Source organism: Nonomuraea sp. NPDC050383, from assembly GCF_044459125.1.
Taxonomy (GTDB): domain Bacteria; phylum Actinomycetota; class Actinomycetes; order Streptosporangiales; family Streptosporangiaceae; genus Nonomuraea.
The window spans coordinates 233,257-247,444 of sequence record NZ_JBITIP010000007.1 but is presented as its reverse complement, the minus strand read 5'-3'; the positions used below and the strand labels follow the sequence as shown (position 1 = coordinate 247,444).

At 74.9% G+C, this 14,188-nt stretch carries 11 protein-coding genes and 1 pseudogene; 10 read left to right on the top strand and 2 right to left on the bottom strand.

Annotated elements, in window-relative coordinates:
* The first annotated feature begins 92 nt into the window (after positions 1 to 92).
* From ACIBG4_RS19745 to ACIBG4_RS19700, 10 genes are all read left to right on the top strand, one after another.
* A complete protein-coding gene (locus tag ACIBG4_RS19745) occupies positions 93 to 1,082 on the top strand; it encodes a pirin family protein (RefSeq protein WP_397202979.1) in 990 nt (329 codons plus the stop codon).
* Positions 1,083 to 1,084: 2 nt separating this feature from the next.
* The gene (locus tag ACIBG4_RS19740) at positions 1,085 to 1,405 is read left to right on the top strand and encodes a tetratricopeptide repeat protein (RefSeq protein ID WP_310715300.1); all 321 of its coding nucleotides are present in this window, start codon (positions 1,085 to 1,087) and stop codon (positions 1,403 to 1,405) included.
* A gap of 180 nt (positions 1,406 to 1,585) precedes the next feature.
* On the top strand, positions 1,586 to 2,827 hold the full coding sequence (locus ACIBG4_RS19735) for a hypothetical protein (protein ID WP_397202978.1): 1,242 nt from the start codon (positions 1,586 to 1,588) through the stop codon (positions 2,825 to 2,827).
* Positions 2,828 to 2,892: 65 nt separating this feature from the next.
* Positions 2,893 to 4,296 carry a diaminobutyrate--2-oxoglutarate transaminase gene (locus ACIBG4_RS19730; protein ID WP_397202977.1) on the top strand — a complete coding sequence of 468 codons (1,404 nt, stop codon included), beginning with the start codon at positions 2,893 to 2,895 and terminating at the stop codon, positions 4,294 to 4,296.
* Positions 4,293 to 5,897: a pyridoxal phosphate-dependent decarboxylase family protein gene (locus ACIBG4_RS19725; RefSeq protein ID WP_397202976.1), complete on the top strand. Its 1,605-nt coding sequence runs from the start codon at positions 4,293 to 4,295 to the stop codon at positions 5,895 to 5,897. The genes ACIBG4_RS19730 and ACIBG4_RS19725 overlap by 4 nt, the downstream gene beginning before the upstream one ends.
* Entirely contained in the window at positions 5,894 to 7,741 is a 1,848-nt protein-coding gene (locus ACIBG4_RS19720; RefSeq protein WP_397202975.1) for an IucA/IucC family protein, read from the top strand. Before ACIBG4_RS19725 ends, ACIBG4_RS19720 begins: the two co-directional genes overlap by 4 nt.
* Positions 7,738 to 9,114, top strand: a complete 1,377-nt coding sequence (locus ACIBG4_RS19715) for a lysine N(6)-hydroxylase/L-ornithine N(5)-oxygenase family protein (RefSeq protein ID WP_397202974.1) — start codon at positions 7,738 to 7,740, stop codon at positions 9,112 to 9,114. Before ACIBG4_RS19720 ends, ACIBG4_RS19715 begins: the two co-directional genes overlap by 4 nt.
* The gene (locus tag ACIBG4_RS19710; protein ID WP_397202973.1) at positions 9,111 to 10,916 is read left to right on the top strand and encodes an IucA/IucC family protein; all 1,806 of its coding nucleotides are present in this window, start codon (positions 9,111 to 9,113) and stop codon (positions 10,914 to 10,916) included. Before ACIBG4_RS19715 ends, ACIBG4_RS19710 begins: the two co-directional genes overlap by 4 nt.
* Positions 10,913 to 12,274, top strand: a complete 1,362-nt coding sequence (locus ACIBG4_RS19705) for a glutamine synthetase family protein (RefSeq protein ID WP_397202972.1) — start codon at positions 10,913 to 10,915, stop codon at positions 12,272 to 12,274. Before ACIBG4_RS19710 ends, ACIBG4_RS19705 begins: the two co-directional genes overlap by 4 nt.
* A gap of 59 nt (positions 12,275 to 12,333) precedes the next feature.
* Positions 12,334 to 12,837, top strand: coding sequence for a GNAT family N-acetyltransferase (locus ACIBG4_RS19700; protein ID WP_397202971.1), 504 nt, complete (start codon positions 12,334 to 12,336; stop codon positions 12,835 to 12,837).
* Positions 12,838 to 12,866: 29 nt separating this feature from the next.
* Here ACIBG4_RS19700 and ACIBG4_RS19695 read toward each other — a convergent pair whose 3' ends face one another.
* Positions 12,867 to 13,604, bottom strand: coding sequence for a VOC family protein (locus ACIBG4_RS19695; RefSeq protein WP_397202970.1), 738 nt, complete (start codon positions 13,602 to 13,604; stop codon positions 12,867 to 12,869).
* 63 nt (positions 13,605 to 13,667) lie between these two features.
* Positions 13,668 to 14,188: pseudogene (locus ACIBG4_RS19690) on the bottom strand (virginiamycin B lyase); the annotation flags it as partial.

Below are 14,188 nucleotides of genomic sequence, written 5' to 3'. Positions count from 1 at the left end.
CGTCCGGGTGATCGGCGAGAGGCGGGAATGTCCGAGGGGGGTGGGGTGTTGAGCCCGGCATCAGTTGAACTTTCAACGAACCGGAGGGAATCATGCCCGCCATCACCGCCGACACGCTGACGCTGCCGCGCATCGCCGTACCCGACCCGGCCGCCGTCGCACGGCGGCCCGTGCGGTCGGTGACGACCGCGCCGAGCGGGTTCGAGGGCGAGGGCTTCCCGGTTCGGCGCGCGTTCGCCGGGGTGCCGCAGTCGCTGCTGGACCCGTTCATCCACATGGACCAGATGGGCGAGGTCGAGTACGCGCCCGGCGAGCCCAAGGGCACCGCCTGGCATCCGCACCGCGGCTTCGAGACCGTCACCTACATCATGGACGGCATCTTCGAGCACCAGGACTCCAACGGCGGCGGTGGCACGATCACCGACGGCGACACCCAGTGGATGACCGCGGGGGCGGGGCTGCTGCACATCGAGAAGCCCCCGGAGCACCTGGTGGTCTCGGGCGGGCTGTTCCACGGCGTCCAGCTGTGGGTCAACCTGCCTCGCGCCCACAAGTTCCACCTGCCCCGCTACCAGGACATCCGCGGCCGGCAGGCGGCGCTGCTGGCCTCGGCCGACGGCGGCGCGCTGCTGCGGGTGATCGCCGGTGAGCTGGACGGGCACGCCGGTCCCGGCATCACGTTCACCCCGATCACGATGGTGCACGCGACCGTGAGCCCCGGCGCGCGGCTGGAGCTGCCGTGGAACCCCGGCTTCAACGCCCTCGCGTACGTGCTGGCCGGGAACGGCTTCGCCGGTGAGGAGCGCACGCCGGTGCGCAAGGGGCAACTGGCCGTCTTCGGCCCGGGCGGCGCGCTCACCGTCACCGCCGGCCCGGCCCAGCCCCAGGCCGAGCCGAACCTGGAGGTGCTGCTGCTCGGCGGGCAGCCGATCCGCGAGCCGGTCGTGCACTACGGCCCCTTCGTGATGAACAACCGCGCCGAGATCATCCAGGCGATGGAGGACTACCAGGCGGGCCGCCTGGGCGTCGCCCCCGCCGAGCACCTTCCGCACACCGACGGGCCCGTCCCGGGACAGGAGTGACCATGCAGATCGAGACGACGGCCGAGGAGTACGAGCGGGCCCGCCTGTTCTTCGACTCGCAGGACTACATCGGGGCCGCGCGCATCCTGGCCGGGGTGGTCGCGGCCGCCCCGGAGAACGTGGCGGCCCGGCTGCTGCTGGCCCGCGCCTACTACCACTCCGCCCAGCTCGGCCGGGCGGAGGCCGAGCTCCGGCTGGTCCTGGAGCGCGACCCCGCCGAGGGGTACGCGTACCTGCTGCTCGGCCGTACGCTGCAACGCCGCAACAGGCCGCAGGACGCCGAGCCGTACCTGCGTCTCCATGCGGCGATGACCGGCGAGTGACGCCCCCGGCCTGAGGAGCCACCCCTCCTCAGGCCACAGGGTCACCTTTCTGGCCGGACCGCCGGGCGAGGCGAACGCCTTTACAACGTAGATCAGATAATTGGGAGCTTCTGCCGCCTTGCCAGGGCATGATCCGGAGTTTAGGTTAGGCTTACCTAAGACTTCGGAGGCAGAAGCTTCATGTCCGTGCAGTTCCCGCCCTCCGCCGCGCCGCGCTCCGCCTACCCCGCGGATGTGCTCCCCGCCCGGCTCCGCCGTCTCCTCCTCCACCTCGCCGGCTCCGGCACCCCCGTCTCGGCCTACGTCTACGACGGGGAGGTGGCCGCCGAACGGGCCCGCGAGGTGCGGGCCTCCTTACCGGAGTGGGCGGCCGTCCACTACGCCGTCAAGGCCAACTCCTTCCCCGGCGTGGTCGCCGCCCTCGCCCCGCACGTGGACGGATTCGAGGTGGCGTCGCCGGCCGAGCTGGACCTCGCCCTCGGCGCGCGTCCCGCGACGGGCGCGCCCGCTCCCGTCGTGGCCGCCGGACCCGCCAAGTCACCACCGTTCCTGGCCGCGCTCATCCGGGCCCAGGTCGAGGCGATCAACGCCGAGAGCCTGCTGGAGCTGCACCGGATCAGCCGCATCGCCGTCGCCGAGGGCCTGCGCGCCCGGGTCACCCTGCGGGTGAACCCCGCGACCATCCCGGTGACCGGCTCGCTGCGGATGGGCGGCGTGGCGTCCCAGTTCGGGGTGGCCGAGCCCGACGTGCCGGACGTGCTGCGCGAGGCGCTGCGGCTGCCCGGCCTGGACGTGGCCGGCTTCCACGTGCACGCCGCCTCCGGAAACCTCGACGCCGACGCCCACGCCGCCTACCTGCGCTGGTGCGTCGAATGGAGCACGCGCACCGCCCTGGCCTGCGGCGTCGACCTGCGGCTCGTGGACATCGGCGGCGGCATCGGCGTCGCGTTCGAGGGCGAGAAGCCGTTCGACGTGGCCCGCTTCGGCGAGCTGGCAGCCCAGGTGGAGCCGCCGCCCGGCGTGAAGGTGCTGCTGGAGCCCGGCCGCTACCTGGTCGCCGACTGCGGCTGGTACGCCGCCGAGGCGATCGACGTGAAGACCTCGTACGGGACGACGTTCGTGCTGATCCGCGGCGGCATCAACCACTTCCAGCTCCCCACGTCGTGGGACATCGTGCACAACATGGCGGTGCTGCCCGTCGAGAGCTGGCCCGAGGACTGCCCGCGTCCGGCCGCCGCCGGGACCGAGGTGACCGTCACCGGCGAGCTGTGCACCCCCGAGGACACGCTGCTGCGCGACGTGCGGGTGGACCGCGTGCGCGCCGGCGACCTCGTCGTCTTCCCGTACGCGGGCTCCTACGGCTGGGAGTTCGCCATGCACCGCTTCCTCGGCCACCCCGTCGCCGAACGCCACCTGCTCTGAACCTTCCTCGAAACCCTGCCCCATGCCTGTCCCACGTGTCCTGTCCCCCCATGTCCTGGAGACCCATGACCGCGCATCCGGCCGACCTGGCCCCGGACTCCGCCCTCGACCCCTCTCCCCTCTCCGGTGCGGTCCTGCGCCGGCAGCGTGACCGCGAGTCGTCCGCCCGCACCTACGCCCGGTCCTTCCCGATCGTCCCGGTACGGGCGGAGGGAATGGTGATCGAGGGCGCCGACGGCCGCCGCTACCTCGACTGCCTGTCGGGCGCTGGCACCCTCGCCCTCGGCCACAACCACCCGGTGGTCCTGGAGGCCATCCGGCGCACGCTCGACAGCGGAGCCCCGCTGCACGTCCTCGACCTGGCGACACCGGAGAAGGACGCGTTCGTGGAGGAGCTGTTCGCCACGCTGCCCCGCGGGTTCGCCGACCGGGCGCGCATCCACTTCTGCGGGCCCGCCGGCACCGACGCCGTCGAGGCGGCCCTGAAGCTCATGCAGACCGCGACCGGCCGGCGCGGGCTGCTCGCCTTCACCGGCGGATACCACGGCATGACGCTCGGCGCGCTGGCCGCCACCGCGAACGTCGCGGTCAAGGAGCCGGTGGCGGGCATCGCGGCCGACGTGACGCGGCTGCCGTACCCGTATCCGTACCGCTGCCCGTTCGGCGTGGGCGGGCAGGCGGGCGCGGAGCTGTCGGCGGCGTACACGGAGCGGCTGCTGGACGACCCGGCGGGCGGCGTCGTGCCGCCCGCGGCGATGATCGTGGAGGCGGTGCAGGGCGAGGGCGGCGCGGTGCCGGCCCCGGACTCCTGGCTGCGCGAGATGCGCCGCGTCACCGCCGAGCGCGAGATCCCGCTGATCGTGGACGAGGTGCAGACCGGCGTCGGACGTACCGGGGCGTTCTGGGCGGTGGAGCACAGCGGGATCGTGCCGGACGCCATGGTGCTGTCCAAGGCGATCGGCGGCAGCCTGCCGCTGGCGGTGATCGTCTATCACGAGGACTACGACGGCTGGCTGCCGGGCGCGCACACCGGCACGTTCCGCGGCAACACCCTGGCCATGGCCGCCGGCACGGCGACGCTGCGGCACGTCGCCCGCGAGGGGCTCGCCGGGCGGGCCGCCGCGGTCGGCGCCCGGATGCTGGAGCGGCTCGGCGCGCTGCGGGAGGAGCTGCCGGTGGTCGGCGACGTGCGCGGGCGCGGCCTGATGATCGGCGTCGAGCTGGTCGACCCGGCGGGGACGCCCGACGCGTGCGGCGCCTTCCCCGCGGCGCCGCGGACGGCGGCCGCGGTCCGCGCGGCGTGCCTGGAACGCGGGATCATCGTGGAGCTCGGCGGGCGGTACGACTCCACGGTGCGGCTGCTGCCGCCGCTGGTCATCTCGGACGAGCAGGCCGAGACGGTCGTGGACCGGCTGGCCGACGCGATCGCCACGGTGACGGCTCCCCGCCTGGCCGGGCGGCCCGCATGACGGACACCCTTCGGCAGGACGGCGCCGCCACTCCCCCACGAACCGGCACCGCCACGCCCGCACAGACCGGCACCGCCACGCCCGCACGAACCGACGCCACCACGCCCGCACAGACCGGCGCCGCCACGCCCGCACGACTGCTGTCGCGGGCGGGCGGCGAGGAGCTGGAGCGGGCGGTGCGGGTCGTGCTGGACGGACTGGCCGCCGGGACGGCGCGGCGCGGCGGGCCCGGACCCGCCGGGCCGCCGCGGGAGCTGGCCGCGCACGTCGCCGGCGCCTTCGCCGGGACGCGCGGCGAGGAGGCCCTGGGCCGCCTGACCGAGCTGCTGGCGTACGGCGGGGCCGATCCCGCCGACCCGGCCTGCGCCGCGCACCTGCACTGCCCGCCGCTGGCCGTCGCCGTGGCCGCCGACCTGGCCGTGTCCGCGCTGAACCCGTCCCTCGACTCCTGGGACCAGGCTCCAGCGGCGACCGAGCTGGAGACGCTGCTGGTGAGGGAGCTGGCCGGGCTCGTCGGCTACCCGGGCACCGCCGCGGGCGTGCTGACCTCCGGCGGCACCGAGTCCAACGTCATGGGGCTGATGCTGGCCAGGGACCGCGTCCTGGGCCGCGCCACCGGCGGCCGGATCGAGCTGGCCGGGGTGCCCGGGAGCGGGCCGCGCCCGAGGATCTTCGCCTCGGCCGCCGCGCACTTCTCCGTCCGGCGGGCCGCCGCGCTGCTCGGGCTCGGCGAGGACGCGGTCGTCGCCGTCCCCGTGGACCGGGCGCTGCGGATGGACCCCCAGGCGCTGGCGAGCGCCCTGCGGGACCGGGCCGGGCGCGGCGAGCTGCCGGTGGCGGTGGTGGCCACGGCCGGCACCACCGACACCGGGGCGATCGACCCGCTGCCCGAGTGCGCCGCCCTGGCCGCCGAGCACGGCGCGTGGCTGCACGTGGACGCCGCCTACGGAGGCGGGGCGCTGCTGTCGGACCGGCTCGCGCCGCTGCTGGCGGGCGTCGAGCTGGCCGACTCGGTGTCCCTGGACTGGCACAAGCTGGGCTGGCAGCCCGCCGCCGCGGGCGTCTTCCTGGTACGGCGGGAGGAGACGTACGCCTCGCTGGCCCGGCGCGCCGCCTACCTCAACCCGGCCGACGACGAGGACGCGGGGTACGCCAGCCTGCTGGGACGGTCGCTGCGCACCACGCGCCGGGCCGACGCGTTCAAGATCGCAGTGACGTTGCGGACCCTGGGGCGGGACGGCCTGGGCCGGCTGGTCGACGCCTGCCACGACCTGGCCCTGGCCGGGGCGGCGGCGGTGCGCGCCCATCCGCGTCTGGAGCTGCACGCCGAGCCGGTGCTGACCGCCTTCCTGTTCCGCTACCTGCCCGCGGACCCGGCGCGGGCGGACCAGGTCAACGCCGCCCTGCGCCGCCGGCTCCTGCGCGAGGGGCGCGCGGTGATCGGCCGCACCGAGCTGCCTGCCGATGGGCCGCCCGGCGACGGGCCGGGGCGTGTCCGGCTGAAGCTGACGCTGCTGAACCCGTACACGACGGCCGCCGAGGTGGAGCGGCTGGTACACGTGGTGGCCGCGGCCGGCGAGGCCGAGGAGGGGCTGCTGTGAGCGCCGCCGACCCGCTCGACCACCCCGACGCGTCGCGGGCCGGGGAGGCGGCCGCGACGGAGACGCTGCTGCGGGCGTACGTGCGCGACCTGGCGATCCCGGTGCCCGCCGCCGAGGAGGAGCTGATCCTGGACTTCCCGGCGACCGGGGTACGGCTGCGCGTCCCCGTGCGGCACCGCTCCCCGACCGGCTGGCACCGCTTCGGCGAGCCGCTCCTGGCCGGCGGCACCCCTGAGACCGCGGCCAGTGGGACCGCGGCCCCGGCGACGGCGGCCCGGGCCGGGGCGACCCAGGCAGGGGTGGCGCCGGCCGGGGTGGCGCTGGTGGCGGCCGTCGTGGTGCGGGAGACGGCCGTCCGCGCGGGGCTCCCCGCGCACCGGGTGTCCGACGCCACCGCCCGCGTGCTGGACTCCGCCCGCCGCGCCACCGCCCACCTGGCCGCGCGCCGCGCCGAGGGGCCGGACGCGCCGGAGGCGGCCGGGTTCCTCGACGCCGAGCAGGCGCTGCTGCTGGGCCACCCGTTCCATCCCGCGCCCAAGAGCCGTGAGGAGGCGTCCACCGGCGACCTGGCCGAGTACTCGCCCGAGCTGCGCGGCTCGTTCCCGCTGCACTGGTTCGCCGCCGCGCCCGGCGTCGTGACCGGCGGGAGCGGGGGCGGCGGCATCGACGAGAGCCGGGGCGCCCCGGCCGAGCTGTGCCGGCGGATCGCCCCGGCCGGGCTCGACCTGCCGGAGGGCTGGGTGCCCGTGCCCGCCCACCCGTGGCAGGCGCGCGAGGTGCTGCGCCGCCCGCGGATCGCGGCCCTGGTCGAGGCGGGGCTGCTGCGGCCGCTCGGGCCCGCCGGCCCGGCCTGGCATCCGACCTCCTCGGTCCGGACCGTGTACCGGGCGGACGCGGAGGCGATGCTGAAGCTGTCGCTCGGCATGCGGATCACCAACTCCCGCCGCGAGAACCTGCGCGGCGAGCTGCGTCTCGGCGTCCGGGCCGCCCGCCTGCTGGCGGCCGGGCCGGCGGAGTGGCTGCGCGCCGAGCACCCCGCGTTCGGCGTCCTGCGCGACTTCGCCTGGGTGTCGGTGGGGACGGACGACTCCGACGCGGAGAGCGGGCTGGAGACGGCGATCCGCGACAACCCCTTCCGGACCGGCGCGGATCGGGCGCTGTGCGTGGCCGGGCTGATCGCCGAGCGCGCCGGGCCGGGCGACGGCTCGCCACCGCGCCACCGCGCGCTGCTGTCCGCCGCCGTCGGCCGAGCCGCCCGCGCGCTCGGCCTGTCCACCGCCGAGGCGTCCGCGCTCTGGCTGGCCCGCTACCTCGACGTGCTGGCCGTCCCGATCATCCGGCTCCAGGCCAGGTACGGCATTGCCCTGGAGCCGCACCACCAGAACACCCTGGTGGCGCTCGACGCCGACGGCCTGCCCCGGGCCGGCTGGTACCGCGACAGCCAGGGCTACTACGTGGCCGCCTCCCGCGCCGGCGAGCTGGAGCGGCTGGTGCCGGGCCTGGCCGACGGCGTGGACCTGGTCTTCGACGACGCGTTCGTGGACGAGCGGGTCGCCTACTACCTGGGCATCGGCAACCTGCTGGGCCTGGTCGGCGCGTTCGGCGCGCTGGGCCTGGCCGCCGAGGAGGACCTGCTGCGGGTGGCGCGCGCGGCGCTGGAGCGGCTGCGCGCGGCCGAGCCCGGCGCCAAGGGCCTGCTCGGGCTGCTGCTCGACGCGCCGTCGCTGCGCTGCAAGGCCAACCACCTCACCTGCGTGGACGGCCGGGACGAGCTCACCGGCGACGTCCACTCCCAGTCCGTCTACATCGACCTTCCCAACCCCCTCTCGGAGGTGCAGCGGTGACCGCCCCCTACGACCTGGCCGGTGTCGGCATAGGCCCGTTCAACCTGTCACTGGCCGCCCTGTGCGACGGCGTGCCCGGCATGCGGACCCTCTTCCTCGACGCCAAGCCGGCCTTCTCGTGGCACCCCGGCCTGCTGGTGGAGGGCACGGTCCTGCAGGTGCCCTTCCTGGCGGACCTGGTCACCATGGCCGACCCGACGAGCCCCTGGTCGTTCCTGAACTATCTGCGCCGGCACGACCGGATGTTCCCGTTCTTCTTCTCCGAGCGCTTCCACATCCCACGCCGCGAGTACGACCACTACTGCCGGTGGGTGGCCGAGCGGCTGCCGTCGTGCCGGTTCGATGCCGAGGTCACCGCCGTGGAGTGGGACGGGACGGCCGGGGCGTTCGCGCTGACGTACCGGTCGGCCGCGGGAGTGGTCTCCCGCGTCCTGGCCCGGCAGGTGGTGCTGGGCGTGGGCACCTCCCCGGTCGTGCCGGAGCCGCTGCGCCCGCTGCTGGACGAGGCCCACGCCGGGCGGGTGCTGCACAGCGCCGACTACCGGGCCCACCGGTCCCGGCTGGCCGCCGCGCCCGACGTCACCGTGGTCGGCGCCGGGCAGTCGGGCGCCGAGGTCATGCTCGACCTGCTGCGCCGCCAGGACGGCCGGGGACGCGGCGGGCCGTACGTGCGCTGGCTGGCCCGTACCCCGGCGTTCGCCCCCATGGAGTACTCGAAGCTGGGTCTGGAGCACTTCACCCCCGACTACGTGCGGTACTTCCGCCACCTGCCCGAGGCGGAGCGCGAGCGGCTCGTCCGCGAGCAGTGGCAGCTCTACAAGGGCGTCAGCGCGGAGACGCTCGGCGACATCCACGACGAGCTGTACGAGCGGACCATCGGCGGCGCCGAGCCCCGCGCGGCGCTCCACCCGGGGGTCGAGGTGGTCGAGGCGTCCGAACGTGACGGCGGCTACGTGCTCGGCTGCCGGCACGCGGAGCAGGGCACGTCGTTCGAGGTGCGGACGTCGGCCGTGGTGCTGGCCACCGGCTACGCGGCGGCCCGGCCCGCGTTCCTGGAGCCGATGGCCGAGCTGGTCGACTGGGACGAGCGGGGCCGCTACCAGGTGGACGGCGATTACCGGGTGGCGCTCGACCCGAGGGTGCCGGGGGCGCTGTACGTCCAGAACGCGGAGCTGCACACGCACGGGGTCGGCGCGCCGGACCTGACCCTGGGAGCGTGGCGGGCGGCGACGATCCTCAACGCGGCGGCCGGGCGGACCGTGGTGCCGCTGCCCTCCCGGACCGCCTGGACCACCTTCGGCGCGCCGGAGCCCGCACCCCTGGCGGATCCCGGGTCGCCGGTGCTCGCCCGGTCCGAGGAGGGCGGCCGATGAGCGGGGACGCGCACGGCGCCTGGCGGCGGGCGTGGGCGCAGGCCGGACGCCGGCTGCTGGTCAAGGCGGTCGAGGAGTTCGCGTACGAGGAGCTGCTGGTGCCGCTGGCCGGGCCCGAGCCGGACGAGTACCGGCTGGAGCTGGGAGGCGGCGTCCGGTGGACGTTCCGGGCGGCGCGCGGGTCGTTCGGCTCCTGGCGGGTCGAGCCCGGGACGCTTCGCCGCCACCCCGCCGGTGACGGCGCGGCCGGGCCGGAGCTGCTGCTGCTCGACGCCCGCGCCGTCCTCGGCTGGGACGGGCCCACCACCGCCGAGGCACTGCGCGAGCTGACCGCCACCCGCCGGGCCGAGGCGGAGATCCTGTCCCGCGCGCTGCCCGCCGCCGAGCTGGCCGACCTGGACCACCTCGACCTGGAGGCACACCAGCACGGGCATCCCTGCATGCTGCTCAACAAGGGCCGGCTCGGGTTCGCCGCCTCCGACGTCGCCGCCTACGCCCCCGAGGCCGCCGGGGCGGTGCGGCTGAGGTGGGCGGCCGTGCACTCCTCGCTCGCCGCGTACTCCGGCGTGCCGGGGCTGGACGCGGCGACGCTGCTGGCGCAGGAGCTGGACGAGGCGGTCCGCAAGGAGTTCGCCGTGACGCTGGAGGAGGCGGCGGCGCGCAGCGGGCTGGACCCGGCCGCGTTCACCTGGCTGCCCGTCCACCCGTTCCACTGGGACGAGGCGGTCGAGCCGCTGTTCGCCCCGTACCTGGCCGACGGGCGGATCGTGCCGCTGGGCGAGGGCCCGGACCGCTACCGGCCGCTGCAGTCCATCCGGACGCTCGCCAACCTGGACCGCCCCGGGCGGCGCAACGTCAAGGTGCCGCTGCTCATCCGCAACACGCTGGTCTGGCGCGGCCTGTCCACGGAGCCGACACGGGCCGCGCCCGACGTCAGCGCCTGGCTGCTGACGCTGCGCGAAGCCGACCCGTACCTGCGTGACGAGCTGCGCTTCCATCCGCTGGGCGAGGTCGCGTCCGTGGCCGTGCGCCACCCGCTGTACGCGGCCGTGCCCGACGCCCCGTACCGCTACCATGAGCTGCTCGGCGCGGTGTGGCGCGAGCCGGTGACCGGGCTGCTGCGCGACGGCGAGCGGGCGCGGACCATGGCGGCGCTGCTCACGGTCGGCTCGGACGGCCGCGCGCTGGCCGCCGAGCTGGCCGGGCGCTCCGGCCTCGCGCCGCGCGACTGGCTGGCCCGGCTCTTCTCGGCGCTGCTGCCCGGTCTGCTCCATCACCTCTACCGGTACGGCGTGGCGTTCTGCCCGCACGGCGAGAACACGGTGATCCTCTACGACGCCGCCGACGTGCCCGTGGGGGTGGCGGTGAAGGACTTCGCCGAGGACGTGAACCTGCTGCCCGACGACCTGCCCGCCTACGCCGGTCTGTCCGCGCGGGCCCGGGAGGTGCTGCTGCGCTGGCCCGCGGGCGAGCTGGCGCACTCGCTGCTCAGCGCCGTGTTCGCCGGCCACTTCCGGTTCTTCGCGCCGCTGGCCGAGGAGCACCTGGGCGTTCCGGAGCGGGAGTTCTGGCGGATGGCGCGGGAGGAGATCGAGCGCCACCACGCGCGCTTCCCCGAGGACGCCGGCCGGGCGGAGGCGTTCGGGCTGCTGGCGCCCTCCTTCGACCGGGTGGCGCTCAACCGCGAACAGCTCCTCGGCGGCGGCTTCCACGACCGGGCCGAGCGCGACGAGGGCTTCGACGTCGTCCACGGCACGGTCCCCAACCCCCTCGCCGCTCCTGCCTCCAGGGAGGACCGATGACCACGCTCACGTACGAACGGCTGCGCCAGGAGGCCGAGGCCGGGCAGGTGGAGGAGGTGATCGTCGCCGTCCCCGACCTCCAGGGGCGGCTGCAGGGCAGCCGCCTGTCGGTGCCGTACTTCCTGGAGGAGGTGGCGCGGCACGGTTTCGGCGCGTGCGTCTACCTGCTCGCCGCCGACGTGGAGATGAACACCGGGCCCGGGTACGCGATCGACGCCTGGGACTCGGGCTTCGGCGACCTCGTGCTGCGGCCCGATCCGGGGACGCTGCGGCTCCTGCCGTGGGACCCCGGCACGGCGCTGGTCGTCGCCGACGCCGTCTGGCCGGGCGGGGAGCCGGTCGAGGTGGCGCCCCGCCGGGTGCTCCGGGCACAGCTCGACCGGCTCGCCGAGCGCGGCCTGGTCGCGCTGGCCGGCACCGAGCTGGAGTTCCTCGTGTTCCGCGGCTCGTACCGCGACGCCTGGGAGCGCCGCTACCACGGCCTGGAGACCGGCACCCGCTACAACGTCGACTACGCGCTGCACGGGCTGTCCGACGTCGAGCCGGTGGTGCGCCGGATCCGCCGCGAGATGGTCCGCGCCGGGCTGCCGATGGAGACGGCCCGCGGCGAGTGCCACGCCGGGCAGTACGAGATCGTGTTCCGCTACGACGAGGCGATGGCCACCTGCGACAAGCACGTCCTGTTCAAGAACGGCGCCAGGCGGATCGCGGAGCAGGAGGGGGTGGCGCTCACGTTCATGCCCAAGTTCGACGAGGGCGAGGGCAACTCCTGCCACGTGCACCTGTCGCTGCGCGGGACGGACGGCTCGCCGGTGTTCGCGGACGAGAGCGCCGGCGACGGCGGCATGTCGGCGCTGTTGCGGCACTTCGTCGCCGGGCAGCTCGCCTGCCTGCCGGAGCTGACGCTGCTCATGGCGCCGAACGTCAACTCCTACAAGCGGCTGCGGCCCGGCGCGTTCGCTCCCACCGGGATCGCGTGGGGCAGGGACAACCGTACGTGCCCGATCCGGGTCGTCGGCTCCGGCCACTCCCTGCGCCTGGAGCACCGGGTGCCCGGCGGCGACGCCAACCCGTACCTCGCCGTGGCCGCGATGATCGCGGCCGGCCTGTACGGGATCGAGAACCGGCTGCCGCTCCCCGCCCCGCACGCCGGCAACGCGCTGGCCGACCCGTCGGTGCCGCGCCTGCCCGCGACGCTGGGCGACGCGCTGCGCCGCTGGGAGGAGGGCGGCCTGGCGGCCAAGCTGTTCGGCGACGCGGTGGCCGGCCACTACGCCGCGGCGGCGCGGGCCGAGCTGGCCGCGTTCGAGTCGGCGGTCACCGACTGGGAGCGGGTGCGCGGCTTCGAACGCCTGTGATCAGCCGGTGCTCCGGAGGGGGCGCCGGCCGCGTGGACGGGGTCCCTAGGATCACGCGTATGGAAGAGACGATCACGTACCTGGAGATGACCGCTCCCGAGCAGCTCGTGCCCGGCCGCGAGGTGGACGGTCTCACCCTGGAACGGGTGGACAGCACCTGCCGCGACCTCGCGCCCGTACAGACGCGGATCGGCGCTCCGTACGGCTGGCGGTCGGCGCGGCGCACGCCGGAGGAGTGGCGGCACAAGCTGGAGAGCGACCCGTTCGACTACTACCTGATCCGTCACAAGGGCGAGATCGCCGGCATGCTCGTGGTGAACCCGCAGGACGGGGGCGACATCGAGATCGAGACGTTCGGACTGGTCCCGGAGTTCGTCGGCCAGGGGCTCGGCGGGCACGCGCTGACGCTGTGCGCGCGGCAGGCGTGGGCGACCGCACCGCGCGACGGCGGCCCGGCCCGGCGCGTGTGGCTGCACACCTCCAGCGCCGACAACCCGGCCGCCCTGCCGAACTACCGGGCCCGCGGCTTCCGCCCGTACCGCACGGAGACCCAGCACCCCTGACCCGCAGCTCGGCCCCCAGAAGCTTCGCGTCAGCCCCGTCCGAGGACGCAGAACTCGTTGCCCTCCGGGTCGGCCAGGACCTTCCACGGAACGTCGCCCTGGCCGACGTCGGCGGCGGTGGCGCCCAGAGCCAGCAGCCGAGCCACCTCCGCCTCCTGGACCTCCACGGGGTCCGGCAGCAGGTCGAGATGGATGCGGTTCCGCCCGCTGCTCACGCCGGGCGTGCGAAGGAGCTCCAGATACGGGCCGACGCCCTTGGCGGAGCGCAGCACCGCGTGATCGTCGGTGACCTCGTGCAGGGTCCAGTCCACCGCCTCTTCCCAGAACCGGGCCATGGCCCGCGGATCGGCGCAGTCGACCACCACCGCGGCGATCGGCCCGGTGTCCCGGTAGACCGGTCGAGGCTCCAGCACGCAGAACACGTTGCCCTCCGGGTCGGCCAGGACTGTCCACGGGACGTCGCCCTGGCCCACGTCGGCGGGCGTCGCGCCGAGCTCCTTCAGGCGCGCGACCAGCTCCGCCTGATGGGCGGCGGAGGTGGTGGCGAGGTCGAGGTGGACGCGGTACTTCACCGTTTCGGGGTCCGGGACGGTGACGAGGTCGACGTAGAAGGCGTCGGGGTCCGGCCAGTCGAAGCCCTCGGGTTGGAGGTTGGTCACGCCGGGTCCCTCGCTGGAGACACTCCAGCCGAGCGCCTCCGCCCAGAACCGGCCGAGCGCTGAGTCGTCCCGAGCCTTGAAATTCACCTGAACAAGTCGCAGCGCCATGCCGGCGATCATATGCCCGGGCGGCCGTTCCCGGATGTGGGGAACGGCCGCGGGCGGGCTTGGTCAGGGAGTCACGACGGCGAGCTGGGAGACGTAGTCCTCGGTGGCCCACAGGTTGTCGTCAGGCCCGTCGGTGATGTCGAACGGCCCTGAGACGCTGGTCGGCAACGCGTACTCATTGATCGTCCCCGAGGTGGTGGTGCTGGCGACGTTGCCGGCGGTCTGCTCGGTGAACCACAGGTTGTCGTCCGCTCCGACGGTGATGCCCCACGGGAGGCTGTTGGGGTCGGAGAGCGTGTACTCGGTGAAGGTGCCGGTGGTGGTGACGTTGCCGACCTTGCCGTTGGCGTCCGTGTACCAGAGATTGCCGTCCGGGCCGGTGGTGATCCCGATGGGGATCGCGCTGGACGGGGCGGCGAACTCGGTGATCGTTCCGCCGGTGGTGATCTGCCCGATGCTGCTGGAGAACGACTCGGTGAACCACAGGTTGTCGTCCGGGCCGGCGGTGATGCGCATCGGGTAGACGCCGCTGGTGGGCAGCGGGTATTCGGTGATCGTCCCGCTGGTGGTGATGCGGCCGATCT

What these genes read in the sequence shown, in the direction of transcription:
- ACIBG4_RS19745 (WP_397202979.1), top strand. Translation starts at nt 93, where the DNA reads ATGCCCGCCATCACCGCCGACACGCTGACGCTGCCGCGCATCGCCGTA.
- ACIBG4_RS19740 (WP_310715300.1), top strand. Translation starts at nt 1,085, where the DNA reads ATGCAGATCGAGACGACGGCCGAGGAGTACGAGCGGGCCCGCCTGTTC.
- ACIBG4_RS19735 (WP_397202978.1), top strand. Translation starts at nt 1,586, where the DNA reads ATGTCCGTGCAGTTCCCGCCCTCCGCCGCGCCGCGCTCCGCCTACCCC.
- ACIBG4_RS19730 (WP_397202977.1), top strand. Translation starts at nt 2,893, where the DNA reads ATGACCGCGCATCCGGCCGACCTGGCCCCGGACTCCGCCCTCGACCCC.
- ACIBG4_RS19725 (WP_397202976.1), top strand. Translation starts at nt 4,293, where the DNA reads ATGACGGACACCCTTCGGCAGGACGGCGCCGCCACTCCCCCACGAACC.
- ACIBG4_RS19710 (WP_397202973.1), top strand. Translation starts at nt 9,111, where the DNA reads ATGAGCGGGGACGCGCACGGCGCCTGGCGGCGGGCGTGGGCGCAGGCC.
- ACIBG4_RS19705 (WP_397202972.1), top strand. Translation starts at nt 10,913, where the DNA reads ATGACCACGCTCACGTACGAACGGCTGCGCCAGGAGGCCGAGGCCGGG.
- ACIBG4_RS19700 (WP_397202971.1), top strand. Translation starts at nt 12,334, where the DNA reads ATGGAAGAGACGATCACGTACCTGGAGATGACCGCTCCCGAGCAGCTC.
- ACIBG4_RS19695 (WP_397202970.1), bottom strand. Translation starts at nt 13,604, where the DNA reads ATGGCGCTGCGACTTGTTCAGGTGAATTTCAAGGCTCGGGACGACTCA.